The sequence below is a fragment of the Paracoccus seriniphilus genome, assembly GCF_028553745.1.
Classification (GTDB): domain Bacteria; phylum Pseudomonadota; class Alphaproteobacteria; order Rhodobacterales; family Rhodobacteraceae; genus Paracoccus; species Paracoccus seriniphilus.
In genome coordinates this window covers 167,166-193,472 of record NZ_CP067130.1, presented here as the reverse complement: position 1 = coordinate 193,472, position 26,307 = coordinate 167,166, and the positions used below count along the sequence as shown (strand labels likewise).

24 protein-coding genes are annotated in these 26,307 nt (G+C 62.5%); 4 read left to right on the top strand and 20 right to left on the bottom strand.

Annotation, left to right across the window (positions count from 1 at the left end):
- Positions 1-25: 25 nt before the first annotated feature.
- From tdh to JHW44_RS14515, 7 genes are read right to left on the bottom strand one after another with little or no spacing between them, the layout of a single operon-like run.
- On the bottom strand, positions 26-1,063 hold the full coding sequence (tdh, locus tag JHW44_RS14545) for an L-threonine 3-dehydrogenase (RefSeq protein WP_089345124.1): 1,038 nt from the start codon (positions 1,061-1,063) through the stop codon (positions 26-28).
- Positions 1,060-2,250, bottom strand: coding sequence for a glycine C-acetyltransferase (locus JHW44_RS14540; protein ID WP_089345125.1), 1,191 nt, complete (start codon positions 2,248-2,250; stop codon positions 1,060-1,062). The genes tdh and JHW44_RS14540 overlap by 4 nt, the downstream gene beginning before the upstream one ends.
- A complete protein-coding gene (locus JHW44_RS14535) occupies positions 2,247-2,834 on the bottom strand; it encodes a sarcosine oxidase subunit gamma (RefSeq protein ID WP_089345126.1) in 588 nt (195 codons plus the stop codon). Before JHW44_RS14535 ends, JHW44_RS14540 begins: the two co-directional genes overlap by 4 nt.
- On the bottom strand, positions 2,831-5,752 hold the full coding sequence (locus tag JHW44_RS14530; protein WP_179217753.1) for a 2Fe-2S iron-sulfur cluster-binding protein: 2,922 nt from the start codon (positions 5,750-5,752) through the stop codon (positions 2,831-2,833). Before JHW44_RS14530 ends, JHW44_RS14535 begins: the two co-directional genes overlap by 4 nt.
- On the bottom strand, positions 5,749-6,024 hold the full coding sequence (locus JHW44_RS14525; RefSeq protein ID WP_089345128.1) for a sarcosine oxidase subunit delta: 276 nt from the start codon (positions 6,022-6,024) through the stop codon (positions 5,749-5,751). The genes JHW44_RS14530 and JHW44_RS14525 overlap by 4 nt, the downstream gene beginning before the upstream one ends.
- An 11-nt stretch (positions 6,025-6,035) precedes the next feature.
- Positions 6,036-7,277 (bottom strand): sarcosine oxidase subunit beta family protein, encoded by a 1,242-nt coding sequence (locus tag JHW44_RS14520; RefSeq protein WP_089345129.1) that lies wholly within the window; start codon positions 7,275-7,277, stop codon positions 6,036-6,038.
- Positions 7,278-8,423, bottom strand: a complete 1,146-nt coding sequence (locus JHW44_RS14515; RefSeq protein WP_089345130.1) for a mandelate racemase/muconate lactonizing enzyme family protein — start codon at positions 8,421-8,423, stop codon at positions 7,278-7,280.
- Between the two features lie 161 nt (positions 8,424-8,584).
- Here JHW44_RS14515 and JHW44_RS14510 point away from each other — a divergent pair, with 161 nt between their 5' ends.
- Positions 8,585-9,628 (top strand): GlxA family transcriptional regulator, encoded by a 1,044-nt coding sequence (locus tag JHW44_RS14510; protein ID WP_089345131.1) that lies wholly within the window; start codon positions 8,585-8,587, stop codon positions 9,626-9,628.
- A gap of 80 nt (positions 9,629-9,708) precedes the next feature.
- Here the strand turns inward: JHW44_RS14510 and JHW44_RS14505 are convergent, their stop codons facing one another.
- The 3 genes from JHW44_RS14505 to JHW44_RS14495 form a co-directional block, all read right to left on the bottom strand.
- Positions 9,709-10,014: a ChaN family lipoprotein gene (locus JHW44_RS14505; protein WP_089345132.1), complete on the bottom strand. Its 306-nt coding sequence runs from the start codon at positions 10,012-10,014 to the stop codon at positions 9,709-9,711.
- Positions 10,011-10,265, bottom strand: a complete 255-nt coding sequence (locus JHW44_RS14500) for a hypothetical protein (RefSeq protein WP_143811467.1) — start codon at positions 10,263-10,265, stop codon at positions 10,011-10,013. The genes JHW44_RS14505 and JHW44_RS14500 overlap by 4 nt, the downstream gene beginning before the upstream one ends.
- Positions 10,266-10,465: 200 nt before the next feature.
- Positions 10,466-10,960: a YciE/YciF ferroxidase family protein gene (locus JHW44_RS14495; protein ID WP_089345134.1), complete on the bottom strand. Its 495-nt coding sequence runs from the start codon at positions 10,958-10,960 to the stop codon at positions 10,466-10,468.
- A 284-nt stretch (positions 10,961-11,244) separates the two neighbouring features.
- Here JHW44_RS14495 and JHW44_RS14490 point away from each other — a divergent pair, with 284 nt between their 5' ends.
- Positions 11,245-11,835: an exopolysaccharide biosynthesis protein gene (locus JHW44_RS14490; protein ID WP_089345135.1), complete on the top strand. Its 591-nt coding sequence runs from the start codon at positions 11,245-11,247 to the stop codon at positions 11,833-11,835.
- Between the two features lie 85 nt (positions 11,836-11,920).
- On the opposite strand, the gene JHW44_RS14485 is transcribed toward JHW44_RS14490, so the two are convergent.
- Positions 11,921-12,826 carry a LysR family transcriptional regulator gene (locus JHW44_RS14485; RefSeq protein WP_089345136.1) on the bottom strand — a complete coding sequence of 302 codons (906 nt, stop codon included), beginning with the start codon at positions 12,824-12,826 and terminating at the stop codon, positions 11,921-11,923.
- Positions 12,827-13,010: 184 nt separating this feature from the next.
- Between JHW44_RS14485 and JHW44_RS14480 the strand changes: the two genes are divergently transcribed.
- The gene (locus JHW44_RS14480; RefSeq protein ID WP_089345205.1) at positions 13,011-14,675 is read left to right on the top strand and encodes a GMC family oxidoreductase; all 1,665 of its coding nucleotides are present in this window, start codon (positions 13,011-13,013) and stop codon (positions 14,673-14,675) included.
- Between the two features lie 129 nt (positions 14,676-14,804).
- Here JHW44_RS14480 and JHW44_RS14475 read toward each other — a convergent pair whose 3' ends face one another.
- From JHW44_RS14475 to JHW44_RS14450, 6 genes are all read right to left on the bottom strand, one after another.
- Positions 14,805-16,217: an L-serine ammonia-lyase gene (locus JHW44_RS14475; protein WP_089345206.1), complete on the bottom strand. Its 1,413-nt coding sequence runs from the start codon at positions 16,215-16,217 to the stop codon at positions 14,805-14,807.
- A gap of 4 nt (positions 16,218-16,221) precedes the next feature.
- On the bottom strand, positions 16,222-17,496 hold the full coding sequence (gene glyA / locus JHW44_RS14470; protein ID WP_089345137.1) for a serine hydroxymethyltransferase: 1,275 nt from the start codon (positions 17,494-17,496) through the stop codon (positions 16,222-16,224).
- Positions 17,497-17,571: 75 nt separating this feature from the next.
- Entirely contained in the window at positions 17,572-18,102 is a 531-nt protein-coding gene (locus JHW44_RS14465) for a sarcosine oxidase subunit gamma (protein ID WP_089345138.1), read from the bottom strand.
- A 13-nt stretch (positions 18,103-18,115) separates the two neighbouring features.
- The gene (locus tag JHW44_RS14460; RefSeq protein ID WP_089345139.1) at positions 18,116-21,118 is read right to left on the bottom strand and encodes a sarcosine oxidase subunit alpha; all 3,003 of its coding nucleotides are present in this window, start codon (positions 21,116-21,118) and stop codon (positions 18,116-18,118) included.
- A complete protein-coding gene (locus JHW44_RS14455) occupies positions 21,115-21,414 on the bottom strand; it encodes a sarcosine oxidase subunit delta (protein ID WP_089345140.1) in 300 nt (99 codons plus the stop codon). Before JHW44_RS14455 ends, JHW44_RS14460 begins: the two co-directional genes overlap by 4 nt.
- Positions 21,415-21,427: 13 nt before the next feature.
- Positions 21,428-22,681, bottom strand: a complete 1,254-nt coding sequence (locus JHW44_RS14450) for a sarcosine oxidase subunit beta family protein (RefSeq protein WP_089345141.1) — start codon at positions 22,679-22,681, stop codon at positions 21,428-21,430.
- Between the two features lie 127 nt (positions 22,682-22,808).
- On the opposite strand from JHW44_RS14450, the gene JHW44_RS14445 reads away from it, so the two are divergent.
- Complete coding sequence (locus JHW44_RS14445; RefSeq protein WP_089345142.1) at positions 22,809-23,789, top strand: GlxA family transcriptional regulator; 981 nt, start codon at positions 22,809-22,811, stop codon at positions 23,787-23,789.
- 89 nt (positions 23,790-23,878) lie between these two features.
- Here JHW44_RS14445 and JHW44_RS14440 read toward each other — a convergent pair whose 3' ends face one another.
- From JHW44_RS14440 to JHW44_RS14430, 3 genes are all read right to left on the bottom strand, one after another.
- Positions 23,879-24,124, bottom strand: a complete 246-nt coding sequence (locus JHW44_RS14440; RefSeq protein WP_272850330.1) for a hypothetical protein — start codon at positions 24,122-24,124, stop codon at positions 23,879-23,881.
- A 299-nt stretch (positions 24,125-24,423) separates the two neighbouring features.
- Positions 24,424-25,566, bottom strand: a complete 1,143-nt coding sequence (locus tag JHW44_RS14435) for a Gfo/Idh/MocA family protein (RefSeq protein WP_089345144.1) — start codon at positions 25,564-25,566, stop codon at positions 24,424-24,426.
- A 15-nt stretch (positions 25,567-25,581) separates the two neighbouring features.
- The gene (locus tag JHW44_RS14430; RefSeq protein ID WP_089345207.1) at positions 25,582-26,298 is read right to left on the bottom strand and encodes a GntR family transcriptional regulator; all 717 of its coding nucleotides are present in this window, start codon (positions 26,296-26,298) and stop codon (positions 25,582-25,584) included.
- Between the last annotated feature and the right edge of the window lie 9 nt (positions 26,299-26,307).

Below are 26,307 nucleotides of genomic sequence, written 5' to 3'. Positions count from 1 at the left end.
GCTTTCCTTTCCGCGCCCGACCGGCCTAGGTCCAGTCCATCACCACCTTGCCCGCCTCGCCCGAGATCATGGCGGCAAAGCCGGTTTCGAAATCATCAATGGAAATGCGGTGGGTGATCAGATCGGTCAGATCCAGACCCGATTGCACCAGCGCGATCATCTTGTACCAGGTCTCGAAGATCTCGCGCCCATAGATGCCTTTCACGTTCAGCATCTTGAAGATGATCTTGTTCCAGTCGACGGCGAATTGCGTCGGGGCGATGCCCAGCAGGGCAATCTTGCCGCCATTGTTCATCTTGTCGATCATGTCGCGCATGGCCGGGGCTGCGCCAGACATTTCCAGTCCGACATCAAAGCCCTCGGTCATGCCAAGACGGGCCATGACATCCTTCAGCGACTCTTCACCGGCATTGACGACATGCTGAACGCCCATGCGTTTGGCCAGTTCGATCCGATAGGGGCTGATATCGGTGATCACCACCTTGCGCGCACCGACCTTTTGCGCCACCAGCGCGCCCATGATGCCGATCGGCCCCGCGCCGGTCACCAGAACGTCTTCGCCCACCAGATCAAAACTCAGCGCGGTGTGAACCGCATTGCCGAACGGGTCGAAGATTGCCGCGATTTCATCGGGAATGTCATCCGGGATCGGCACGACATTATCCTCGGGGATGCAGAGATATTCGGCAAAGCTGCCGGGACGATTGACGCCGACGCCCTGCGTGTTGCGGCAAAGATGCCCGCGCCCGGCGCGACAGTTGCGGCAGGTTCCGCAAACCACATGCCCCTCGCCCGACACCCGCTGGCCGATGCAGAACTTGACCGCGGCCGAGCCGCAATCGACGATTTCGCCACAGAACTCATGCCCGACCACCATCGGCACGGGCACGGTTCTGGCCGACCATTCGTCCCATTTCCAGATATGCACATCCGTCCCGCAGATCGCGGATTTGCGCACCTTGATCAGCACGTCATTCGGGCCTGGCTCGGGCACCGGCACATGCTCCATCCACAAGCCCGCCTCGGGTCTGGATTTGACCAGCGCCTTCATTTCGTTGCTCATTGGATGATCTCCATCTCGCGGCCCACCTCGATAAAGGCGTCTATGGCGCGATCCAGCTCCGCCAGGCTATGGGCCGCCGACATCTGGGTGCGGATCCGGTCCTGACCACGCGGCACCACCGGAAAGCTGAAGGGGGCGACATAGACGCCCTTCTCATCCAGACGCCGCGCCATGTCCTGCGCCAGTTTCGGATCGCGCAGCATCACCGGAATGATCGGATGCTCGCCCGGCAACAGGTCGAATCCGGCGGCCGACATGCGGGCACGGAAATGCGCGGCATTCTGCATCAGCCGGTCGCGCCGTTCGGTGCTGGCCTCCAGCATGTCCAGCACACGGATCGAGGTCTGGGCGATCACCGGTGCCAGCGTGTTGGAAAACAGATAGGGGCGCGAACGCTGGCGCAGCCAGTCGATGACCTCTTTCCTGCCCGAGGTATAGCCGCCCGAGGCCCCGCCAAGCGCCTTGCCCAAAGTGCCGGTCACGATGTCGACGCGGCCCATGACATTGCAATGCTCGATCGAGCCGCGCCCGGTCTTGCCGACGAAACCGACCGCATGGCTTTCATCCACCATCACCATCGCGCCGTATCTTTCCGCCAGATCGCAGATCTCGGACAGGCGGGCGATATAGCCATCCATGGAAAAGACGCCATCGGTCGCGATCAGCTTGAAGCGGCAATCGGCGGCGGCCTGCAGCTGCGCCTCCAGATCGGCCATGTCGGAATTGGCATAGCGAAAGCGTTTTGCCTTGCACAGCCGCACCCCGTCGATGATCGAGGCATGGTTCAGCGCATCCGAGATGATCGCGTCTTCCGGCCCCAGCAGGGTTTCGAACAGCCCCGTATTGGCGTCAAAACAGCTGGAATAGAGGATCGTGTCCTCGAACCCCAGAAAGCGCGAGATCCGTGCCTCAAGTTCCTTGTGTTCTTCCTGCGTGCCGCAGATGAAACGCACCGAGGACATGCCATAGCCATAGCGGGCCAGCGCCTCGCGCCCCGCTTCGATCAGATCGGGGTGATCGGACAGGCCAAGGTAATTGTTGGCGCAAAGGTTGACGACCTCTTTGCCCGATTGCAGCGCCACCGTGCCCGCCTGTTTCGAGGTGATCACCCGTTCGGTCTTGTACAGACCGGCCTGACGCAGATCGTCCAGTTCGCGCCTCAGGTGGTCGATGAAATGCTTGGTCATTCGCGCTCTCCGAAAATATTGGTCAAACCGGCCAGCCAATCGGTGAAATACCGGCAGCGGCTGCGTTCGACGCCGATGGTCCAGCGGGTTTCCCCCTCGTGCAGGACCACCGCCGGAATGCCTGCCAGCAACGTCCGTTTGGCATGTCCGACCGGCAACCCCTCGGCCTGCAAAGAGATGAAACCACCCTGATGCAACAGATCTTCAACCCCCGCCCCCTCCAGCGTCAACCACCCAAGCGCATCCGTGAACCGGCTGGCATGGGCCGTACGATCGGGAAAGGCCGTCGCGACAGCGCCCAGCAGATCAGCTTCGGCCTCGGGCGGGCACAGCAAAATCCATGACCTCGGCGTCAGCCAGATGGCGCAGAGATCCCCGCTGTGTGCCATCGCCCCATGGGTCCGGGGCAGATCGCAACCAAGCGCCTGCGCGAGATCAGCCGCGAAATCCGCGCCCGGTCCGGTGACGGTGATCAAGACCGCGCCCATATCGCTGCGCTCCTGCGCCTTGGCATGGGTGATATCGGCAAGCGCGGCGGGCGAGCCAAAGCTGTTCCCCAGCGCCGACATGGCGTCCAGCATCATGCGTGCAACCTTTCGTTTTTCGGATCGACGAAGACCGGCGAACAGATTTCTGCCTCGCTCACCCTGCCCTCGGCATAAAGTTTCACCCTCTGCCCCATGCGTTTTGAGCCCCCCTCCACCAAAGCCATGGCGATATTGCCCGCCAGCGGACTGTCGCATACCGAGGTGACATTGCCGATCGTCGGACAGGGGATCTGGTCATGCCCCTCGGCCAGAATACGTGCACCGATCCTGATCGGCACATCCACCGGCTTCAGCCCGACCAGTTCTTCGCGGTTCTCCAAGGCATTGAAAGGCAGCGACAGAGCGCGTTTGCCGATGAAATCGGCCGCTTTCTTTTTCACCACCCCGCCCATGCCGATATCCAGCGGCGTGGTGCGGCCATTGGTATCGGCCCCCAGATGCAGATAGCCCTTTTCCAGACGCAGACGCAGCCAGGCCTCCATGCCGATGCCCGTGGCGCCCATATCGGCGCCTTCGCGCAGAGCGGCCTGCATCAGCGCATGTCCATAGCGGGCCGGAACCGCGATCTCGTACTGCAATTCGCCTGTAAAGCTGACCCGTGCCACGCGGGCGGGCACGCCGCCGATGCTGCCCTCGCGGAACTGCATATGCGCAAAAGCTTCACCCGAAATATCGAAATCGGGGCCAAGCCGTGCCAGCAGGTCGCGCGCCTTGGGGCCCGCCAGCGCAATCGCCGCCCAGTTCGATGTCACCGGTGCGATGGCCACGGCCATGCCCGGCCATTCGGTCTGACGCCAGCGCTCGAACCAGGCCGCCACCGTTTCGGCGTTTCCCGAAGTCGGACCGGCCAGGAAGAAATTGTCATCGACGCAGGCGACAACGCCATCGTCAAAGATGATCCCGTCATCATGGCACATCACCGAATAGCGGATACGGCCCGGTTTCAGCGTCGCCAGATTGCTGACATAGAACTTGTTGATGAATTCCCGCGCATCCGGTCCCACCACTTCGACCTTGCCAAGGGGCGAGGCATCGAAGACCCCGACCGCATTGCGCACGGCCAGCATCTCGGTCCTGACCGCTGCCTCGCGATCTGCGCCGTTGCATTCATACCAATCCGGGCGCTGCCAGCCGAAATCCTCGAACTGCGCCGCCAGTGCGACATGGGCGCCATGGGCGGGCATCAGGCGGCGCGGCGCGTAACCATCCTCTTGCCGGTGATGGGCAATCGCGCCCATCCTCGTGGCCGTATAGGGCGGGCGGAAGGTGGTCGTGCCGACCTTGGCGACCTCGCGTCCCGTGGCAGCGGCCATGATCGCCAGACCGTTGATGTTCGAGGTGCGGCCCTGATCCGTCCCCATGCCAAGCGTGGTATAGCGCTTGAGATGTTCGACCGAGACATAGTTTTCCCTCGCCGCAAGCTGCACGTCCGAGGCTTTCACATCGTTTTGCAGATCGACGAACATCTTCTTGGTGCTGCCCGTCGCGGCCTGCCACATCGGCACGACCTCGCCCATGCCCAGAGGCACATCGGCCAGCGGCGCATCGCGGCCGGTCGCGGCAATCGCCTGCCCGGCAGCATGACCCTGCACCAGCACATCCGACAGCTCCCGCGCTCCGGTCGCGGCCCCTGCCCCATGCCAGCCCTGTGGCAGGCTGGTGCAGATGAAGGACGAGCTTTCTTCGTCATAGACCGGCCTGGCACCGCGATGGGCGGCCAGATGGATCATCGGCGTCGCCCCGCCGGCCAGCGCCAGTGCATCGCAGGATATCCGCTGTTCCGCGCCCGCGTGATCGATGACCCGCAGCGATCTGACAGCCTTGCCGCCCTGAATATCGGCGATCTGCGCCTGAAGATGGATCTGCACGCCCCCGGCCCGTGCGGCCTCAAGATGCGCGGCCGAGGGGCGCGCGCGGGTGTCGATCAGCACCGGTGCCTCCATCCCGGCCTGGATGGCCCTGAGCGCGGTCAGATAGCCGCTGTCATTATTGGTAAAGACAGCAAGCCGTTCGCCCGGCGCAACGCCATATTCACCGATGAACTGGCGCACCGAAGCAGACAGCAGCACGCCGGGCCGGTCATTGTTCTGACAGACCAGCGGCCGATCGACGGAACCCGTGGCCATGACCACCTGACGGGCCCGCAATTTCCAGATCCGCTCGGCCCGAAGGCCCGCGCCATCCACGAAGCTCTCGATCAGGGTGAAGAAATTGCCCTCATAGGCACCGGTGACAAAGGTATTCAGCAGCACATTGCCGCCATCGGCCCTGCAATCCGCCACGACCTTGTCGGCCCATGCCATGCCGTCCTGACCGTCGATGCGGGCATCTTCCCAGCGCAGCGCGCCGCCCGCGACGGGGGCATGATCGACCAGAACCACCTCGCGACCCGAGCCTTGCAGGCTGCGCAGGGCCGCCAGACCGGCAGGACCGGCCCCGATGACCAGAACGTCGCAGCTTGCATGGCGGTATTCGCGCCCACGCGCATCGACCGAACCATCCGGCGCGCCGAAGCCTGCCGCCTTGCGGATAGCCTCTTCATACCAGCTCCAGTTGGGCCATTTCAGCGTCTTGTAATAGAAGCCCGCCGTCATGAAGGGCGAAGCCAGACGGGTCGCCAGCGACGCCAGATCGAATTGCGGCGAGGGCCAGCCGGTGACGGAGCGCGCCTGCAACCCCTCGACCAGTTGCACCTGTCCGGCGCGCAAGGCCGGTTCGCGCCCATGACCGTCGATGACTTCCAGCATGGCGTTGGGGTCTTCGATCCCGGCGGCATAAATCCCGCGCGGGCGGTGATATTTGAAGCTGCGCCCCAGCGTGCCGACGCCATTGGCCAGCATGGCCGAGGCCAGCGTGTCCCCCGCAAAGCCCTGCATCGCGCGGCCATCAAAGGTGAAGTTCAGGGGCCGGGACCGGTCGATCCGGCCGCCCGATGTCAGACGATAGCCGCTCATGCGCTCAGCCTCTTGTCGAAGGTCACAACTTCCAGAACCGCGTGGCTGACCGTATCCCGCGCCACCTTGAACCATTGCCCGCAGCCCGCCGAGCAGCACCATTGTTCATGGTGAATGCCCTTGGGGTTGTTGCGGAAATAGAGATAGTCCGTCCAGGTTTCGTCACTGACCGTGGTCGGGTCCACGGGGCGGATGATTTCGGCCTCGCCGCCATAGGTCAGCTCTTCTTCATGCCGATCCTGGCCACAATAGGGGCAGTTGATTACGATCATTCTGTGGCCTCTTAATGTGCAATGCCTGCTGCGGCACCTTCGTCCACCAGCCGGTTGTCCCGGAAACGGTTCAGTCCAAAGGGCGCGGCCAGTTCATGGGGGCGGCCCGTGGCAATCGAATGCGCCAGCATATAGCCGCCCGCCGGAATGGCCTTGAACCCGCCGGTGCCCCAACCGCAATTGATGTACATGTTCTCGACCGGCGTCTGCCCGAGAATGGGCGAACTGTCGGGTGAGATGTCGACGATCCCCGCCCAATGCCGCATCAGCCGCATCTGGCTGAAGGCGGGGAACATTTCCACCGCCGAGGTGATGACCTTTTCGATGGTCGGGAAATTGCCGCGCTGCCCATAGGAATGATACAGGTCCAGCACGCCGCCCATCACCATTTCGCCCTTCTGGGTCTGGTTGATATAGACACCCGTGCCCGGCGAGATCACCACATGGTCCAGAAACGGCCTGACCGGTTCCGACACCATCGCCTGCAGGCAATGGCTGGTGATCGGCAGGCGGAATCCGGCCTTTTCGGCAATCACGCCGGAATGCCCGGCCACGGCCACGCCCACACGGTCGGTCTCGATGCGCCCGCGCGAGGTATTGATCGCGGTGATCCGGCCATTCTCCTGCTCGAACCCCTGCACCTCGCAATTCTGAATGATATCGACGCCAAGACGGTCGGCTGCACGGGCATAGCCCCAGGCCACCGCGTCATGACGGATCGTGCCGCCGCGCTTTTGCAGGAACGCGCCACGCACCGGATAGCGGCCCTTCATCTGCAGTCCGGGCATCATCTGCGCCACCTGCGCCGCGCCGATGATCTCGCCATCGACACCATTGCACTGCAGCCAGTTGGCCTTGTGCCGCGCGCCTTCCATCTGGTGCTGGTCTTCGATCAGCGTCAGCCAGCCGCGCTGGGACAGCATGATGTTGTAGTTCAGATCCTTGCCCAAAGTCTCATACAGGCGCAGCGCCATGTCATAGATGGCGGCACTTTCGGGAAACATGTAATCCGAACGCACATTGGTGGTGTTGCGCCCCGTATTGCCGCCGCCCAGCCAGCCCTTTTCCAGCAGGGCGATATTGGTCATGCCGTATTCACGGGCGAGGTAATAGGCCGTTGCCAGCCCATGCCCGCCGCCGCCGATGATCACGGCGTCATAACGCGGCTTGGGTTCGGGCGAGCGCCAGGCCTGCTGCCAGCCCTTGTGACCGGAGAGCCCCTGCCACAACAAGTTGAAAACATTGTAGTTCATTCAGGTCTTCGCTCCATCTGGCAAGCGTGCCTTGTAGAGTTCGGCAGCGCGGGCGACATTCTCGGCATCAAGGGTGAAACCCAGTCCGGGACCGGTCAGAACCGGCATCCGCCCGGCGACAGGCATCAGATCGGGGGTCTGCACGATGTCCCATTCAAGGAATTTCAGCATATGCTGGTTGCCATCGTCGATATTCGGGCAGGCGGCGGCGGCCATATGCGCCGCGCAGGTGGTAATGCCGGTCTCATAGAGTCCATGGATGCAGATATTCACCCCGGCCAGCTGCGCGACGCGGGCGATGTCGGTCATCCGCGCCAGACCGCCACATTCATGCGGGCCGATCACGATCAGATCGGCGGCCTGCTGGCGGATGGCCTCATAGGCCTCGTCCGGGGTGAACACCGATTGGTCGGCGGCAATCGCCACCGGAGAGGTCGCGCGCACCTGTGCCAGACCCGACAGGCTTTCCGCAGGGGTCGGCTGTTCGACGAATTCCAGATCATAAGGCGCAAGACGGGCGATCATCTGCCGGGCCTCCAGCGGCGACCAGCTTTCATTCGGATCAATCCGCAGGCGAGCGGCGGGGCCGATGGCCTCGCGCACGGCCTTGACCGTCGCCAGATCACGCGCGGCGCCGAATCCGGCCTTGATATAGATGACCTCAAAACCCTGTTCGACGAAGTCCCGGGCCTCACGTGCCACCGCCTCAGGCGTCTTGCCCATGGCAAAGCCGAAATAGCCGATATGTTCATGTGCGGCGCCGCCCAGCAGCGCATGAACCGGCCTGTTCACGGCCTTCCCCAGCACATCCCAAAGCGCCATTTCCAGCCCGGCCAGTATCTGGCCGCCGAACCGTGGCGCACTGCATACTGCCTGGGCGCGGAACAGCGCCGTATAGGCCTCGCGCATCAGCAGCCGTCCCTGATAGGGATCGCGCCCGATCATCAGGGCGGCGGCATCCTCGACCAGCGCCTTGATGGCCCGCCCATTGGGCGCGGCAATACATTCACCATGGCCGGTGATGCCCGTGTCGGTTTGCATCTCGACCAGCAGAACCTCGGCTCCGTCGATCTGCCCGTGGGCCCAGTAGAACGGGGCCTTGTAAGGCACGAATAGCGGCGTGATCTTGATCTTGGCGATTTTCATGGTTTCCGTGGCTCCTACCCGGTCATCAAATTGAACTTGTCCTTTACCGCCGGGACGAGGCTTGTCCTGATTGGTAAGCTACAGCGATTATTTCTGGCTTTCTTGAAAGAAACATCAATGCTGTTGTACAGATCAAAACGACCAGCCAGAGGATCAATGCCTTGCCAGACCTCGAGTTTCCTTCAAGCCTGTTTCCGGCGCCATCGGAACCGCCCGAGCTTATGCCTGAAATGCGGGTCGGCATCATCCTCAGCCCGACCTTTTCGCTGTTGCCCGTCGCCAGTTTTCTTGATGCCCTGCGCCACGCGGCGGATGAGGCCGATTTCAGTCGCCAGATCTATTGCAGCTGGAAGATCATCGGCCCAACCGAAGGCGAGGATGTGGTTTCAAGCTGTGGCCTTGCCTCGCGGGTCGACAGCGCCTTCCCCGACCCATGCGAATTCGACTATCTTGTCGTGGCCGGTGGACATCTTCCCGAATGTCTTGCCCTGCCCGAAGAGACATTGGATTACATCCGCAGGTCACGGGCGGCCAATGTCGCGCTGGTGGGCATCTGCACCGGCAGCTTCATCCTTGCGCAGGCCGGGGTGATGGAAAACACCCGATGCGCCGTCCATGTCGAACACAGCCGGCAATTGCGCGCGCTGTTCCCTGACGCCATTCCGGTGACCGATCAGCTGATCGTTTCGGACAACGGCATCTTCACCTGTCCGGGGGGCAGCACGGCGCTGGATCTGGCATTCTCGTTGATCCGGTCACGTTGCGGGCGCGCCCGCGCGGTCAAGGCCCTGACCTCGCTGATGGTGGGGAAAGAGCGGGCGGCGAAACTGGCCCCCGACCGCGAATATGCGCATCTGTTTTCCTGCGGCAACTCCAAGGTCGAAAACGCGCTTGGCATCATGGAAAGCCATCTGTCCTCGCCTTTCACCATCAAGGATCTTGCCGAGCAGGTGAACATCACGCCCAGTGGCCTGCTGGCCGCCTTCAACCGTCACGCCGGGATCGGGCCGATGGAAGTCTGGCGCAACATGCGTCTGTCGCACAGCCGCTGGCTGTTGCTGAACACCAATCGCACCATCACCCAGATCGCCTATGAATGCGGCTTTTCGGATTGCGCGCATTTCAGTCGCTGGTTCCAGAAGAAATACGGCACCTCTCCGACCCGTTTCAGAATGGTCCGCAAGGATTCCCCCAAGGCGACGTGATTGATGCGCGGCAAGGCGTGTACCGGCCCTGCCGAGCCTGCGAAACCGTCAGTCTTGCGATGAAGGCGTCAAAGGCCGGATCATCGGGTGATTGCGCCGCGCCCGGGTCCTGCACCGCCGGTCAGATCGAACAGGAAGTGTCGATAGGAGGCCGAAGAGGGCAAGGAGCGGGTCAGATCCTCTTTCAGATCCGTCGCCACCCCGTTCCAGCCAGACTGACGCACACCGCGCACCAGCTCGCGCGACACGTTCAGCCCGACCATGGCGAACCGCATGTCGCGACAGAAACGGAAGAGCGGCAGATACAGCCCGGCCGGGACGCCGTCCTGGTCCAGCCAAAGCCGCCGCGATATGCAACTGTCAGCGGTGATGGTCGGCCCGGTCATTCGGTGTCTTGAACCGGTGCCGAACCCTCGGGGGCGACCGGGATCGGGGACTCGTTGTCGCGGCCCTCGGCATCGGTGATCGTCGTTCCCTCGGGCGGGGCCGTCGTTGCGATTCCTTCATCCTGTTCGTCCATGCCGAAAGGAAAGACGAAATACAGCAGGACCGCGACGATTATGGCCGCCGCGATGGCGAAAATTGCGGGACGGTGCCGGCTGGCCGCGCGTTCCAGATTGTTGTCATCGTGAGACATGAAGATCTCCCTGTTCAAAATGCGGATCCGATGGGGACAAATGGGTCATTTCACGCGCAACCCGACAGGATCCCCGCCAGGAAAAGGAGGGATTTGCCAATGCCAATTGCGGTGAAATTCCCCGGTTCGGCTGCGCAACAGGCCGAGGGGTCGGTTCAGGGACCGTCCCGCCTGTTACGCTCCAGCCTGAGCAGATCGGATCAGAGGGCGGCGGCGTTGACGCCACCGGTAGCGATCGCGGTCATGGTGCGATCCCCGTCATAGGTATGGTCCAGACAATCCTGCAGCTTGGCGCCATCCTGATCGTGCCCCAGCCGGTTGGCAAAGGCCACGAGACTGCCATAGCCCGCCAAGGCATAATGCACCATGCGCTGGTATTGCGTGATGATGCAGGCATCGCGAACATCCGGATCTGCGAAATCTTCCTCCAGCGCATGCGCCCTGGCTTCGGCAACCAGGCCAGCCATGCCCTTGCAATCTTCGCCATTGGGCGCAATGCCGTGACGGTTGCAGATTTCCTCGACGGTCCGGATGCCCTGCTGAATGCCGTTCGATCCGGCGATCAGCGCCCTGGACAGATCGGAGTCCTGCGCGGCCTCTCCGAGTTGGGTCAGAACGTTCAACGCCTGAGTGTTGGCGCTCCATTGATCCTGCAACTGGTCGTGGAAAAGATCTTCCAGTGTATTGATCGTCATGATGTCGGCCTTTCTGTTCGGCGTTCCATTTCGTGACCAACGGCGGGTCTGGAGGATTGGTTCCTTCCCGGATGGATCAGCCCTTACGGCCGATGACCGCCGGGCACCCGCCGTGAGGGGAGCAGGTTTGCCGGGATTGGACATTGTCAGGCCACTGGTGGCGGATGATCCCGTCCTGACAAGACCCATTTCAGGGAAACCAGCAAATCTCTGGAACATCCGTCCGCGGAATTCGTTTCGACTCTGTCACCCCGACCGACACGACAGCCCTTCGGAGATCAAAGTTGCCTGAACACGAAAGCGTCCTGACAAGCGTCGTCAATGACCTTCAGAAATGCGCCAGGGACACGCCGGGATCAAAGGTTCGTGCCGGCGATCTGCTGGCGACATTGGGGCATCGCGGTTACGGAGCCGCGCTTGCAATCCTGCCCCTGATCGAATTGTCTCCAATCGGAGGAATCCCCGGGTTCCCGACCATGCTGGCCGTTGTTCTGGCCGTGCTGACGCTCAGACTCTTGCTGGGTTACAAAAGTTTCTGGGCGCCGAACTGGTTGCGCAGGCGCGAACTGAGGTCAGATCGGGTGATCAGATCCGTCGAATGGCTCAGACCGTTGTCGCAGCGCATCGACGCCAAGCTGCACGAGCGTCTGTCGCGTTTTGCGGGCCCGGCCGGTCGCCGCGCTGCCGGTTGCGTCATCCTGGGCCTGCTGCTGACCGTCCCCCCATTGGAAATCGTTCCCCTGGCCAGTTCCGCCCCGATGATCGTGATCGCGATTTTCGGGCTGGGCATGTTGTTCAGCGATGGTCTGTTGATGCTGCTGGGGTTCATCGGCGCGACCATTGCCGTGGTGGGCGGGCTGTCATTCCTGATTTGAAGCGGGGCAAGGCATCGCCGGGCCTGCCGGCCGCACATTCGGACCGATGACTCCCCGAAGCGCGTGCAAGGATGATACCTTTGCCTCACCATATGTCTTCGATCTGGTCGAGAAGCGCGGCGATGACGGGGTCCTCCTTCCGCTCCAGCAGGGTCAGAAAGACCAGGCAGGCCGGAACGCGCAGCTCTTCGCTGACGGCCAGCCCATAGGCCTGCCTGTGATGCAGGGCGATGGACTCTCGGCACAGGCTCAGCCCCACCCCGGACAGCACCATTTCCGTCATCGACGCCTCGTGATCAACAAGCGCCACCGCATTCTGCACGCAGCCATGACCGGCAAAAATCCGGGTCAGCAAGCGGTTGTGAACCGATTGCGGAGATGTGCCGATCCATGGCAGTGCGGCCACCTGCGCCCAGTTGGCCCCGGAAAGATGCCTTTCCCAGCCCGCCGGAGCGATGACGCGATAGGTGAACTCGGCCAGCTTCCTGCTGTAAAGCGGCCGGTCCGAGGCAAGACGATCCACCTCGTCAGGGGCGGTCAGGTAGAACCCGGCATCGATCTGTTGCCGCTTGAGCTTTGCAAGTATCTCGCCGCTGACGCCATGGATCAATTCGGTGGTGATCCCGGGATGCGCCGCACCCAGTCGGCCGAGCAGGCGGCCAAGACGGATGAACTCGGGGTCGACGATGGTGCCGATCTTCAGCATCCCCGAGACCTGACCACATTGCTTGCTGGCGCTGCGCTGGAACTCGGTCATGGCGGCAAGCACCTGCCGGGCCCGGGGCAGCAATGTCACACCGTCCGGGGTCAGCACCAACCCGCGCGACGTGCGATTGAACAGCACGATCCCTGTCTCTTCGCTCAACTTCCTGATCTGGTGGCTGATCGCGGGTTGGGTGAGGTTCAGCACCTCGGCCGCGCGCGACACGCTTCCCTCGCGCGCCACCGTCACGAAGGCGAGGATACCATTCAGGTTCGAAAATCTTGTCATATTACGATCTTTAATATCGCAATGAGGAATTTGTCATTGGCAAAACCTGTCCGGGCTTTCTAAGCCTGTAAGAATAGCTGCGCCGGGAGGAGCTATCACCGCCGAGGATGCCCCTGATATGGGGGTGTCTTTGGGGCTGGATCTTCTCGTGGTGCTGCGGGACAGACCGGGGGGGGGCATCACGATGCGCAATACCGAAACGGATTTTGACTTCATCGTGATCGGTGGCGGTTCTGCAGGCTGCCTCATGGCCAACCGGCTAAGCGCAGATCCGGCCAACCGGGTGCTGCTGCTGGAAGCCGGAAAGAAGGATAACTATCCTTGGATTCATATTCCTGTCGGATATCTCTATTGCATCGGCAATCCGCGCACCGACTGGATGTATGAGACCGAGGCCGACAAGGGCCTGAACGGGCGCCGCCTGCGCTATCCGCGCGGCAAGACCCTGGGAGGCTGTTCATCGATCAACGGCATGATCTACATGCGCGGTCAATCGCGTGACTACGACAACTGGGCGCGGCTCAGCGGCGAACAGGAATGGGACTGGGATCATTCACTGCGCGATTTCATGGCGCATGAAGATCATTGCACGCTGGATGGCGGGGCCGATCCGGCGACCGGCGACAATGGCCGCTTTTCCGACATGCACGGTCACGGCGGCGAATGGCGCGTCGAGAAACAGCGGCTGCGCTGGGACGTGCTGGACAGTTTCGCCAAAGCGGCCCAGCAGGCGGGGATCGAAAGAACCGAGGATTTCAACGGTGGCGACAATGCCGGCGTCGGCTATTTCGACGTCAACCAGTGCTCGGGTTGGCGATGGAGCAGCGCGAAAGCCTTTCTGAGACCCGCCAGATCCCGGCCCAATCTGGCTGTCTGGACCGAAGCACAGGTCGAAAAGCTGGTTTTCACGATCGGCGCGGATGGCCAGCCGCGATGCGCGGGGGCAAGGGTCAACCGCAGGGGACAGGTCGTGACGGTCTCGGCCCGGCGCGAGACGGTGCTCTCGGCGGGGGCGATCAACTCTCCGCAGATATTGCAGCTGTCGGGCATTGGTCCGGCTGCGGTGTTGCAGGCGCATGGAATCGAGGTTCTGCGCGATGCGCCTGTGGGCGAAAACCTGCAAGACCATCTGCAGATCCGCGCGGTGTTCAAGGTCAAGGGCACGCGCACACTGAACACCCTGGCCGCAAGCCTTTGGGGTAAGGCGATGATCGGTGGGGAATATCTGCTGAGGCGTTCCGGTCCGATGAGCATGGCACCCAGCCAGTTGGGTGCCTTTACCCGCTCGGACCCGGGGCGCCGTTATGCCAATCTTGAATATCACGTCCAGCCGCTCAGCCTGGATGCCTTTGGCGAGGACCTGCATCGTTTCCCGGCGATGACCGTCAGCGTCTGCAACCTCAACCCGACAAGCCGGGGCAACGTGCGCATCCGCTCGGCCAATTTCCGCGATGCGCCGATGATTTCCCCCAACTATCTGGACACCGAGGATGACCGCAAGGTCGCGGCCGACAGCCTTCGTCAGGTGCGCAAGCTGATGGCCCAACCCGCGATGCAGCCCTATCAGCCCGAGGAGTTCAAGCCCGGCCCGCAATATCAAAGCGACGCGGAACTGGCCCGTCTGGCCGGCGATATCGCCAATACGATCTTTCACCCCGTCGGCACCGTGAAGATGGGGCGCGAAGACGATCAGACCGCCGTTCTTGATCCGCATCTGCGCCTGAAGGGCGTGGCCGGGCTGCGCGTCGTGGATGCCAGCATCATGCCCGAAATCACCAGCGGCAACACCAATTCCCCGACCCTGATGATCGCGGAAAAGGCAGCCCGCTGGATCCTTGCCGGACAGTAACCCAGCGTCCGTTTCGGCAGGGATCATGCGTATCCAGACTTCGAACCTGCCTCTGACCCGGGGGCAGGAAGGTCGATCTTGAACCGAAACTTGCAGGCCCTGTCGTGACGGTTGTGACGGGGCTGTTGCTCAGCATTCGGGCAAGTTGACCGCAAGGCCTCCGAGGCTTGTCTCCTTGTATTTCGTCAGCATGTCATGGCCGGTCTGGCGCATGGTCTCGATACAATTGTCGAGCGGCATGAAATGCGTGCCATCGCCGCGCAAGGCGATGCTGGCTGCCGAGACCGCCTTGATCGCGCCAAGACCGTTTCGCTCGATGCAGGGCACCTGCACCAGGCCGGCGGCCGGATCGCAGGTCATGCCCAGATGATGCTCCAGCGCGATTTCCGCCGCGTTTTCGACCTGTTCATTGCTGCCGCCAAGCGCCGCACACAGCCCCGCCGCCGCCATTGCCGAGGCCGAGCCGACCTCACCCTGGCATCCGACCTCGGCGCCCGAGATCGACGCATTGTGTTTGATCAGCCCGCCGATGGCCGCCGCAGTCAGCAACAGCGTCCTGACCCCCTCATGCGTCGCGCCGATGCAGTGGTCCCGGTAATAGCGGATGACCGCCGGAACGACGCCCGCCGCACCATTGGTAGGCGAGGTGACAACCCGCCCGCCGGCGGCGTTTTCCTCGTTGACGGCCATGGCATAGACCGACAACCAGTCATTGGCGACATGCGGTTGGCTCTGGTTTCTGCCCCGTTCGGCCAGCAGCTGTTCATGGATCGCCTTCGCCCGGCGCTTCACCGACAATCCACCGGGCAGAACCCCATCCATCCGCAGGCCACGATCGATGCAGGCATCCATCACCTCGCAGATCCGATCAAGGCGTTGGTCAAGCGTTGCCCCGAAGTGGATTTTCTCATTGGCGCGCTTCATCGCGGCAATGCTCAGCCCCGAAGCGCGCCCCATCTTCAGCATCTCATCCGCGGATCCAAAGGGATAGGGATACCCACGCGCCGATTTTTCCGCGGTCAGACCGGTGCCGCTGGCGGCCTGGCCGCGCTCAAGTTCAGCCTTGGTGACGACGAAACCGCCACCGATCGAATAATAGGTCTGCGTCATATAAGGATTGCCGCGTTCGTCGAAGGCACGCAGGATCAATCCGTTGGCGTGCCCCGGCAGGGGTGGGCCATAGTCGAACAGCAGATCAACCTCGGGGTCGAAATCCAGCGTGCCAAGACCGGGCGGGCTGATGCGCCGGGTCTGGCGGACCTCGGCCTCCAGCCGTTCCGCCGCATCGGGGTCCAGCGTGTCGGGCAGATAGCCAAGCAACCCCAGGATCACCGCGCGATCGGTTGCATGGCCCTTTCCCGTCAAGGCCAGAGAGCCATGCAGCGAAGCCCCCAGCCGTGTCAGCCTGCCCGCGCCGGGAATGATCTCGGCTGCGCCGCGCAGATCGTCCAGAAACCGCGCGGCGGCCGTCATCGGCCCCATGGTATGAGAGGACGACGGACCGACGCCGACCTTGAAGATATCGAAGACCGACAGGAACATGGGCCTATACGCCGTCGGCATAGATCGGATGCGCCGCGCAAAGGGCCTGAACCTCTTTCAGCACCGCCGCCTCGACTTCGGGATTGCCTTCGGGATTCTCGGCCAGCGCGTCGATCACCTTCAGGATCAGTTCGCCGACACGGCGGAATTCATCCTCGCCAAAACCGCGCGTCGTCCCCGCCGAACTGCCCAGACGCACGCCAGAGGTGACGAAGGGCTTCTCGGGATCGAAGGGTATGGCATTCTTGTTGCAGGTCAGCCCCGCCCGTTCGAGGGCAATTTCCGCAGCCTTGCCCGTCACCCCCTTGGGCCGCAGATCGACCAGCACCATGTGGCAATCGGTGCCGCCGGAGATGACGCCCAATCCGCCAGCGACCAGAACCTCGGACAGCTTGCGCGCATTGGCAATGACAGCCTTGGCATATTGGGTGAAAGAGGGATCAAGCGCCTCGCCAAAGGCCACGGCCTTGGCCGCGATCACATGCATCAGCGGGCCGCCCTGATTGCCCGGGAAGACGGCGGAATTGAACTTCTTGCCCAATGCCGGATCATTGCACAGGATCATGCCGCCGCGCGGACCGCGCAGGGTCTTGTGGGTGGTGGTGGTCACCACATGGGCATGGGGCAGCGGATCGGGATATTCCCCTGCCGCGATCAGGCCGGCGTAATGCGCCATGTCGACCATCAGATATGCACCGATCTCATCGGCAATCGCGCGGAAGGCCGCGAAATCAATATGCCGCGGATAGGCCGAGGCACCGGCCACGATCAGCTTGGGCCGGGTCTCAAGCGCAACCCTGCGCACATTTTCCATGTCGATCAGATGATCGTCCCTCGACACCTCGTAGCTGACGACATCGAACCACTTGCCCGACATGGTCACGGGCGAACCGTGGGTCAGATGCCCGCCATGCGCAAGATCAAGCCCCATGATCCGGTCGCCGGGCTGCAGCAGCGCCAGGAACACCGCCTGATTGGCCTGGGCGCCGGAATGGGGCTGGACGTTGACGAATTCGGCGCCGAACAGCTCTTTCGCGCGATCAATGGCGATCTGTTCGACCGTATCCACATGTTCGCAGCCGCCATAGTAGCGACGACCCGGATAGCCTTCGGCATATTTGTTGGTCAGCACCGAGCCCTGAGCCCGCATCACATCTGCGCTGACAATGTTTTCAGAGGCGATCAGCTCGATCTGACTCTGCTGGCGGGTCAGCTCATGCTCGATGGCATCGGCAATCGCCGTGTCGGAAATGCGAGAGGAGTTCAGGGTCTTCAGCATGAAAAGCGTCCTTTCAGACATGAGTGTGGGGTCGCGCCCGCGAAGGCGCGTTCAGGCAAGGCGGTGAACCTGCGGTCAGAGACCGATGGCAATTTCCCTTGCGGCAATCTCCAGAAGGCCATGCACATGGGGAAAGAACGACCGCCAGACCTCCAGACGGAAGGCGTCTTCGCCATCGCGGATCAGCACGACCTGCGCATAGTCGAAGACCGTCCGCTTGGCCCTACCCACCGGCATGAGGGAAAGATCGAGCGGACAGCCGGTGGCCAGCAGATCAAGCACCGCTGGACCGGCGACGGCAATGGTGATCTCGCGGTCGGAAATGACCGTCAGGCTGTGCGCTGTCGTGGCGCGCAAGCCGTCGAAGGCCGACTGGATCGGAGCCTGATCGGTCTCGGCGGCATGCAGCAGCCATTCATCCGGCCCAAGGCAATAGGCCGCGCGATCCTCGTGGCGGGCGCCCCCGCCGATCCGGGAGGGAAGCGTGACGCCGAAGGCCTGCGAGGCCTCCGCAATATCCGCCGGCGCAATGCGCAGATTGAACCGCGCCACCGGTGGCAGGACCGCAACGGACACCGTGTCAAAGGAAGTGACAGGAGCATTCATGGGATCGTCCTTTTCATTCGACCTTCAGGCGTTCGCCCGCGGGATCGTACAACTGGGTTCCGGTGACCTTTGCCGCCACCACGCCGCCGTCCTCGGTGGGAATATGCAGGGTTTCCTCCATCCGGTCGAAACCGCCTTCGATCACCGCCATGGCGATCGAACGCCCCAGCGTTTCAGACCAATAAGAGGAGGTGACATGGCCGATCATCTTCATCGGCTTGGGCTGATGGGGATCATCCACGATCTGCGCGCCCTCGGTCAGCACGGTTCCCGGGTCCTCGGTCAGCAGACCAACAAGCTGCTTGCGTCCCGGTGCCACGATATCGGGGCGGGCAAGCGAACGTTTGCCCACGAAATCCGGCTTTTTCTTGCCAATGGCCCAGTCCATTCCCGCATCCTGCGGCGTGACCGTGCCGTCAGTATCCTGGCCGACGATGATAAAGCCCTTTTCGGCCCGCAGAACATGCATGGTTTCGGTGCCATAGGCGCAGATGTCGTATTGCTGCCCCGCCTGCCACAGCTTTTCCCAAAGCTCCCTGCCGTGACGGGCAGGCACGTTGATCTCGAACCCCAGTTCGCCGGTGAAGCTGAGCCTGAAGAGACGCGAGGGAAAGCCCGCAACCCTGCATTCCACAACCGACATATGGGGCATGGCATCGGCCGAGATATCCGCGCCCTCGACAAAGGGCTGCAGCAGCTTGCGCGCATTGGGACCATTCAACGCGATGGTTGCCCATTCCTCGGTGGTCGAGGTCAGCCAGACCTTCAGATCGGGCCATTCGGTCTGAAGATAGTCCTCCATCATGTTCAGCACCCGTGCCGCGCCGCCAGTCGTGGTGGTCACATGGAACAGGTCGTCGCGCATCCGGCCGATGACGCCGTCATCGCGGATGAAGCCATCCTCGCCCAGCAGCAGGCCATAGCGGGCCCGCCCGATGCCCAGCTTGGTCCAGGGGTTGGTATACATGCGGTTCATGAACTCGGTCGCGTCGGGACCTGCAACCTCGATCTTGCCCAGGGTCGAGGCATCGAAAATGCCCAAGCTCTGGCGCGTCGATCTGCATTCACGCGCCACGGCCTGATGCATGTCCTCGCCAGCTTTGGGGAAATACCACGCCCGTCGCCACAGGGCGACCGGCTCGAATTCGGCACCATGTTCCTCGGCCCAGGCGTCGATCGGGGTCTTGCGCGTCACCTCGAAATGCGCGCCCTTGTGATAGCCCGCGAAGGCGCCAAAGGTGGTCGGTGTATAGGGCGGACGAAATGTCGTCAGACCGACCTGCGGAGCCTCCTTGCCAAGCGCATCCGCGGCAATGGTCAACCCGTTCATATTGGACAGCTTGCCCTGGTCGGTCGCCATGCCGTTGGTGGTATAGCGCTTGACATGTTCGATGGATTTCATGCCCTCGCGCACGGCCAGCCGGATGTCCTTGGCCGTCACGTCGTTCTGGAAATCGACGAAGGCCTTGGCCTTTCCGGGGCTGCGGTCGGTGGGCAGTTCTTTCTGTGTGATGCCGGTGCCAATGCGGTCGCCACCGACCTGATAGGTCGCCGCGCCGATATTGCCGCCCAGAGATCGAACCGCCTCGGCGCCGGCCCTGGTGCCATCCTCAAGCGCGGCGGCAATGCCCCACAGACCGCGTCCGGCACCGGCGATATGCACATCCTCGGTTTTCCGTCCGGGCAGATAGGCCCCGGCCTCGGCGTCCCAATCAAGCGAGCCCTTGGTATGCGAGAACAGATGCAATGAAGGCGTCCAGCCACCGCAGACCAGCACCGCGTCGCAGGACAGCAGGCGACCGGCGCCCGGCTTGCCGTTCCTGACCGGATTGACCCGCAGGGCCTTGACCCGCAGACGCCCCTTCGTGCCCGTCGCGCTATGTCCCGGCAGGGTTTCGATTCCACGGGACCTCGCCTGTTGCATCAGCTCTGCGCTGACCTCGGAACGGGTGTCCACGATCGCCACGACATCCGCGCCGGCATCGGCCATGTCGAATGCCGCGTACCAGGCGCTGTCATGGCTGGTCAGAACGACGGGCTTCTTGCCCACCAGCACGCCAAATCGGTTGAGGAAGGTCTGCGCGGCCCCGGCCATCATCACGCCGGGACAATCGTTGCCGTCAAAGACCATGGGCCTTTCGATGGCCCCCTGGGCAAGCACGACCTCTCTGGCGCGCAACCGCCACATTCTTTCGCGCGGCGCACCCGGTGTCACCTCGGCCATATGGTCGGTCAGCTTCTGCACCAGACCGATCATGTTCTGGTGATAATAGCCCATTGCCGTGGTGCGCGTCATGCGGCGCACGTTGGGCATGGCGTCAAGTTCGGCCAGGGCTCCGGCCAGCCAGTCCCAGGCCGTCTGACCGTCGATGGAAACCGAAGGCTCTGACAGAAGCGTTCCGCCCATCTCGGGATTTTCGTCCACCAGGACCACCCTGGACCCCGCGCGCCCCGCAGTCAGCGCCGAGGCGATCCCCGACGGACCCGCGCCGACAATCAGCACGTCGCAATGCATGTAGCGGCTGGCATAGATGTCCGGGTCGGCCTCGGACGGGGCCTTGCCCAATCCCGCGGCCTTGCGGATCATCGGTTCATAGACCCTGTCCCAGAAGCTGCGCGGCCACATGAAGGTCTTGTAGTAGAAACCTGCCGAAAACAGCATGTAGAGCCGGTCGTTGATCGCCCCCAGATCGAATTTCAGGCTGGGCCATTTGTTCTGGCTCTCGGTGATCAGCCCGGGATAGATCTCTTGCATGGTGGCGCGGGTGTTGGGTTCGAACCGGCCCTTGCCCCGCGTTGTGCCCAGCAGCGCATTGGGCTCTTCGGAGCCTGCGGTGACCACACCGCGCGGACGGTGATATTTGAAGCTGCGGCCCATCAGATGCACCCCGTTGGCCAGCAGCGCCGAGGCAACCGTGTCGCCTTCGAAGCCCTGATAGGTCGTGCCGTCAAAGCTGAAGCTTACCGGCTTGGCGCGATTGACGCGGCCCCGGCCTGATACGCGAAAATCGTTCACTCTGCGGCCTCCAGTTCGGTCATGTCGGGGCGGGCCTCGCCTGCCCTGTAGGTGATCAGGAAACGGTCGCTCACGGTGTCGCGCAGCGCGTTGAAAAAGCGTCCACAGCCGTGGACATGGCGCCAGCGTTCGGCGTGAACGCCCTTGACGTTGCTGCGGATGAACAGGAAGTCGCGCCATTCCTCGTCGCTCAGTTTCGACGGATCGGCGGGGCGGGCGATATGCGCCTCGCCGGCATAGGCGAACTCCAGTTCGGGCAGCGTGGCGTCGCAATAGGGGCAATGGATCAATAGCATGTCGGTTTCTCCCTCAATGCGCCACGGCGGCGGCGGCGGCTTCGTCGATCAGGCGGCCAGTGGTAAAGCGTTCCAGCGTGAAGGGCGCATTGATCGGATGCGGTTCATCCCTGGCCACGGTCCAGGCCAGCGTATGGGCGGCACCCGGCGTCGCCTTGAAGCCGCCCGTGCCCCAGCCACAGTTGACGTAGAGCCCTTTGACCGGCGTCTTGCCCAGAATGGCCGAGCGGTCCGGCGTCACATCGACGATGCCACCCCATTTGCGCAGCATGCGCATGCGGTTGAATATCGGAAAGACTTCGCAGATCGCGGCGACGGTATGTTCGATCAGGGGCAGGCCGCCCCGCTGGGAATAGCTGGTATATTGGTCGGTGCCCGACCCGATGACCAACTCTCCCTTGTCGGACTGGCTGATATAGGCATGCACGGTGTTCGACATCACCACACAGGGAAAGACCGGCTTGACCGGCTCGGAGACCAGCGCCTGAAGAGGATAGCTTTCCAGCGGCATCCGCACGCCGGCGCTGTCCATCACGACGCTGGTGTGACCCGCGGCCGAAACAGCGACCTTTCTGGCCTTGATGAAGCCCTTGGCGGTATCGACGCCCTCGACCGAGCCATCCACCCCGCGCCGGATCGCGATGACGGGACAGTTCTGGATGATGTCCACGCCGCGTTTGGCCGCCGCCCGCGCATAGCCCCAGGCAACGGCATCATGGCGAGCGGTGCCGGCGCGCTGCTGAAGGGCCGCCCCCAGGACCGGATAGCGCGCATCGGGCGAGATATTCAGCGGCGGGCAATAGGCCTTGGCCTCTTTCGCCGTCAACCAGCGGTTGTCGACGCCGTTCAGGCGATTGGCGTGGATGTGGCGCTGAAAGCTTTGAACATCATGCACGTTATGGGCCAGCATCATCACGCCGCGCTTGGAATACATGACGTTGTAGTTCAGTTCGGTGCTCAGGTCCTCCCAAAGATCCAGAGCGTGGTCGAACAGACGCGCGCTTTCATCGTAAAGATAGTTCGACCGGATGATGGTCGTATTGCGCCCGGTATTGCCGCCGCCAAGCCAGCCCTTCTCGATCACCGCGACATTGGTGATGCCATGTTCCTTGGCAAGGTAATATGCCGCGCCCAGACCGTGACCACCTGCGCCGACGATGATGACGTCATATTCGGCCCTGGGCTGTTTGTCAGGCCATTGCTCTGGCCAGTTCTTGTGACCACTCAACGCGTTCTTGAGCAGCGAAAAGGCGGAAAAATGCGTCATGGGCCGGGCCTCGGATGTGGAAGGAAGCAACAGGAGCCAAGCTGCGGTATCTGCCCTGAAACGGATTGCATCATTACGTCACAAATCTATGATGATTGCGTCACGCCCATGAAAACGGATCTTCGGAATGCAGCAGAAACCCGTCCTGAAGGTTGGCCTGATCCTGGCGCGGCGCTTCACCCTGTCGGCTTTTGCGAATTTCGTGGATGTCCTTCGGCTGGCGGCGGATGAGGGCGACCGCTCGCGTCCGATCCGCTGTTCCTGGCGTGTCATCTCGGCAACCATGAATCCGGTGGCCTCAAGCTGTGGCATCCCGGTGCAGCCCGACGAACGCCTGGGCGACCCGCGCGAGTTCGATTATGTCGTCGTGGTGGGTGGGCTGATCCCCGCGATCCAGAACCTCAACCCCGCCTACATCACCTATCTGCAGCGCGCGGCGCAGGCCAATGTTCCGCTGGTCGGGGTCTGCACGGGGGCCTTCATCCTGCACAAGGCAGGACTGATGGAGGGCTATCGCTGCTGTGTCAGCTGGTTCCATCACGATGATTTTCTTGAACAGTTCGAGGGGCTGATCCCCGTATCGGACCAGATCTTCGTCGTCGACCGTGATCGTCTGACCTGTTCTGGCGGGGCAAGTTCCGCACATCTGGCGGCATTCCTGGTCGACCGTCACGTCGGTCAGGCCGCAGCGCGCAAGAGCCTGAACATCATGATCATCGATGAGGCGCAGACGGGCGAAAACCCGCAACCCGGCCTGCCGCTCGAGTTCACCACCACGGACAAGCTGGTCAAGAGGGCCCTGCATCTGATGCAGCAGAACATGGCGACGCCCTTGAAGGTCGATCAGATGTCAAGGCTGCTGGCCGTCAGCCGACGCAAGCTGGAGCGTCACTTCAACCACGCATTGCAGCTTTCGCCAGCCGAGGCCGGAATAGCGCTGCGAATGAAGGCCGCGCGCCGTATGCTGGCCAGCACCGACCATTCGGTGACCCATATCGCCGCGGCGACCGGCTTTTGCGATGCGTCACATTTCGGCAAGGTGTTCCGCAGTCGGGAAGGCATCTCGCCCGACGCCTGGCGACAGATGAAACCCGCAGCCACATCCTGACCGATGGTCACGCGAGGTCGTGCCAATTGCCACCGGATTGCCAGGCTGTTTCCGCTGCCATCAGAGGCGCGGATCGACGTGCCATTACCCTATCCCCACTCGGAGAGTCGTTGACCCTGCTGATTGACAGCACGAAAGTGACGTTTTGTGACCATGGCGAATGTTTGGCCGGCGCGGAGAATGCGCCCATGTTCTGCCCCATCGACCAGCTCGGGGAATATCAGCCTGAACTCCTCGAATGCCTCGGCGTCCAATGCCTTGAGCGCCTGCGGGCCGGGGTAGAAACTCTCGACCGGGCGCCCGTTGGCGAAAATGATCTGATGGGAATCAAACACCAGATGCATTTGGGTGACGGATGCAGATTGTCCCCAGCCAGGCCAGACAGATCATCGGCGGCACCGGCACCGGTCAGGGTGTCGTCATCATTCGTTCCGGTGATTGTGGCCACTGCGCCCTGTCTCGCTGGGAAAGAGCTCCGACATATTGATAGGGTCCACTGATAGTAGAGGAGTATATTTTCCTTGGGTCGGGTCGCGATCAGGAATGCGCAATCCGCAGGCAGACCCGGGCATGGGCTGTCGATCCCGGGCCGCGCTGCACAATGTCCTTTCCGTTTCCCGTCAGTCGGTGCCAGTCAGTCGGTGCCAGTCAGTTCGCTCAGTTCGACCGCGCGCCGCTCGGCCATGGAACGCTGTGCCGCCAGCCCCATCAGCACCGCCCATTTCCCATCAAGCAGCGACACATCGGGCGCGCTGCGTTCGCCGCGCACCAGTTCCAGAAAACCGCGATGCTGGTAGAAAGTGGAACCATTGTGATCCCCGGCTTCCAGAATGGTCGGATCGACGGGAATTTCCTGCACTTCCGGCCCCTTTGGATTGCGCGGAGACCGGATGACCTGTGCCACGGGGGGGGCACCCAGATGGGATGGCCAGAAACGCGTCGGGCCGGGCACCAGGGCCTCGATCTTTCCCTTGGGGCCAATGGCCGAAATTTCCTCTTGATAGCGCGCGCCCTCGGCGAACATGCACAGTTCCAGCATCGCCTTGGCGCCGTTCTCGAAATCGACCAGAACATAGCCATGGTCCAGAATGTCCGGCCTTTCGCCGCCATAGGTTTCGTCCAGATGGTTCACCGCCTGTCCGCCCATTGCCATGACACGCAGGGGATCGGATTTCAGCGCCAGACGCATCAGATCGAAGAAGTGGCAGCATTTCTCGACGAAGGTGCCGCCCGTATAGCGGTTGAAGCGGTTCCAGTCGCCGACCTTCTCCAGAAAGGGGAAACGGTTCTCGCGGATGGTCAGCATCTTGATGCCGCCGGTCGCGGCCCCGGCCTCTTCCAGCAGCTTGGCGACGGGCGGCATATAGCGATATTCCATCGCCACCCAGACCGGCGCCGGATAGCTGGCCGCAAAGGCATCGATCGCGCGGGCATGTTCGGGGTCGGTGAAAAGCGGCTTTTCCACCAGCACAGGCAGGGGCCGCTTGCCGGCGATGGCCTGCAACTGTTCGACATGGCGGTAATTGGGACTGACGATCAGCAGACAGTCGAGGTCGGGCACATCCAGCAGTGCCTCGATGCTGTCGACAAAGCACGCCTTCGGGGCAAATTGCGCGGCACGCGCCCGCATCTCTGCATCCGGCTCGAAGATCGCGCCGACGGTGGTGTTCCCGAGCAGTGCGATATTGCGCAGATGCTCCTGTCCCATCATGCCGCAGCCGATGATGCCATAGGTGATGGTCCGGGTCTCACTGCGCAGAAGCGTTTCGGTCGTCATGGGGTCCTTCCCTCATCAGGTCAGGCGCTGCACGTAGAGCGCCTTTTCGGTGTCATACCAGGTGCGTGAAAATTCGACCGCCGCGACGTCCTGCCCCCAGGCAAGCCGTTCGATATAGGCGGTGATGCTGCCTTCGGGCAGCGGAAAGGCATCGGGGGTCCAGCCGGGGACCTTGCCGATTCCGACACGGTCCTCGGCACGGGTGATCCACAGGTTCAGGACGCGCCGATAGGTCAGGTAAAGCGAATCCTGCACCATTTCGCGCGCCACGCGACCGGCGCCGCCATCCAGCCAGATTTCCTCGATGGCGACGATCTGATCGTCCAGATAGCGCAGCCGGCGAAAGCGGGTGCCATGGTCGGATGTGCCATAACCTGGCTGGGCGGAATCCTTGGGCAGGTAATCGACTGACAGGATATCCGCCGTCGGCAATCCGCCCCCGCCCTGCGCCAGTTCAAGGCGCAGCATCGAATAGACCGATTCGACCTGACCGGCGGCGCGAACATAGTTTCCCGACCCCTGCCGCCGCTCCAGCAGGCCCTTTTCTTCCAGCATCGACAGGGCTTTGCGCAGGGTCCGCACGGTCGTGCCATGGGCTTTGGCAAAGTCGCGCTCGGGCGGCAGTTTCTGGCCATCGACCAGCCGACCTGCGGCGATATCCCGAATCAGCAATTCACAGATCTGCATGTAGATCGGCAACGCATCGGGCCTGTTGCCGCTGTTGCGACGCATGTTCTGCAT

Bases quoted from the DNA above. Each gene is read 5' to 3' on its own strand.
- JHW44_RS14540 (WP_089345125.1), bottom strand. From the start codon at position 2,250: ATGACCAAGCATTTCATCGACCACCTGAGGCGCGAACTGGACGATCTG.
- JHW44_RS14530 (WP_179217753.1), bottom strand. From the start codon at position 5,752: ATGAGCGGCTATCGTCTGACATCGGGCGGCCGGATCGACCGGTCCCGG.
- glyA (WP_089345137.1), bottom strand. From the start codon at position 17,496: ATGCTGAAGACCCTGAACTCCTCTCGCATTTCCGACACGGCGATTGCC.
- JHW44_RS14480 (WP_089345205.1), top strand. From the start codon at position 13,011: ATGCGCAATACCGAAACGGATTTTGACTTCATCGTGATCGGTGGCGGT.
- JHW44_RS14495 (WP_089345134.1), bottom strand. From the start codon at position 10,960: ATGACGATCAATACACTGGAAGATCTTTTCCACGACCAGTTGCAGGAT.
- tdh (WP_089345124.1), bottom strand. From the start codon at position 1,063: ATGAGCAACGAAATGAAGGCGCTGGTCAAATCCAGACCCGAGGCGGGC.
- JHW44_RS14445 (WP_089345142.1), top strand. From the start codon at position 22,809: ATGCAGCAGAAACCCGTCCTGAAGGTTGGCCTGATCCTGGCGCGGCGC.
- JHW44_RS14525 (WP_089345128.1), bottom strand. From the start codon at position 6,024: ATGATCGTAATCAACTGCCCCTATTGTGGCCAGGATCGGCATGAAGAA.
- JHW44_RS14430 (WP_089345207.1), bottom strand. From the start codon at position 26,298: ATGCGTCGCAACAGCGGCAACAGGCCCGATGCGTTGCCGATCTACATG.
- JHW44_RS14505 (WP_089345132.1), bottom strand. From the start codon at position 10,014: ATGACCGGGCCGACCATCACCGCTGACAGTTGCATATCGCGGCGGCTT.
- JHW44_RS14455 (WP_089345140.1), bottom strand. From the start codon at position 21,414: ATGCTATTGATCCATTGCCCCTATTGCGACGCCACGCTGCCCGAACTG.
- JHW44_RS14500 (WP_143811467.1), bottom strand. From the start codon at position 10,265: ATGTCTCACGATGACAACAATCTGGAACGCGCGGCCAGCCGGCACCGT.
- JHW44_RS14475 (WP_089345206.1), bottom strand. From the start codon at position 16,217: ATGTTCCTGTCGGTCTTCGATATCTTCAAGGTCGGCGTCGGTCCGTCG.
- JHW44_RS14465 (WP_089345138.1), bottom strand. From the start codon at position 18,102: ATGAATGCTCCTGTCACTTCCTTTGACACGGTGTCCGTTGCGGTCCTG.
- JHW44_RS14515 (WP_089345130.1), bottom strand. From the start codon at position 8,423: ATGAAAATCGCCAAGATCAAGATCACGCCGCTATTCGTGCCTTACAAG.
- JHW44_RS14450 (WP_089345141.1), bottom strand. From the start codon at position 22,681: ATGACGCATTTTTCCGCCTTTTCGCTGCTCAAGAACGCGTTGAGTGGT.
- JHW44_RS14535 (WP_089345126.1), bottom strand. From the start codon at position 2,834: ATGATGCTGGACGCCATGTCGGCGCTGGGGAACAGCTTTGGCTCGCCC.
- JHW44_RS14435 (WP_089345144.1), bottom strand. From the start codon at position 25,566: ATGACGACCGAAACGCTTCTGCGCAGTGAGACCCGGACCATCACCTAT.
- JHW44_RS14520 (WP_089345129.1), bottom strand. From the start codon at position 7,277: ATGAACTACAATGTTTTCAACTTGTTGTGGCAGGGGCTCTCCGGTCAC.
- JHW44_RS14485 (WP_089345136.1), bottom strand. From the start codon at position 12,826: ATGACAAGATTTTCGAACCTGAATGGTATCCTCGCCTTCGTGACGGTG.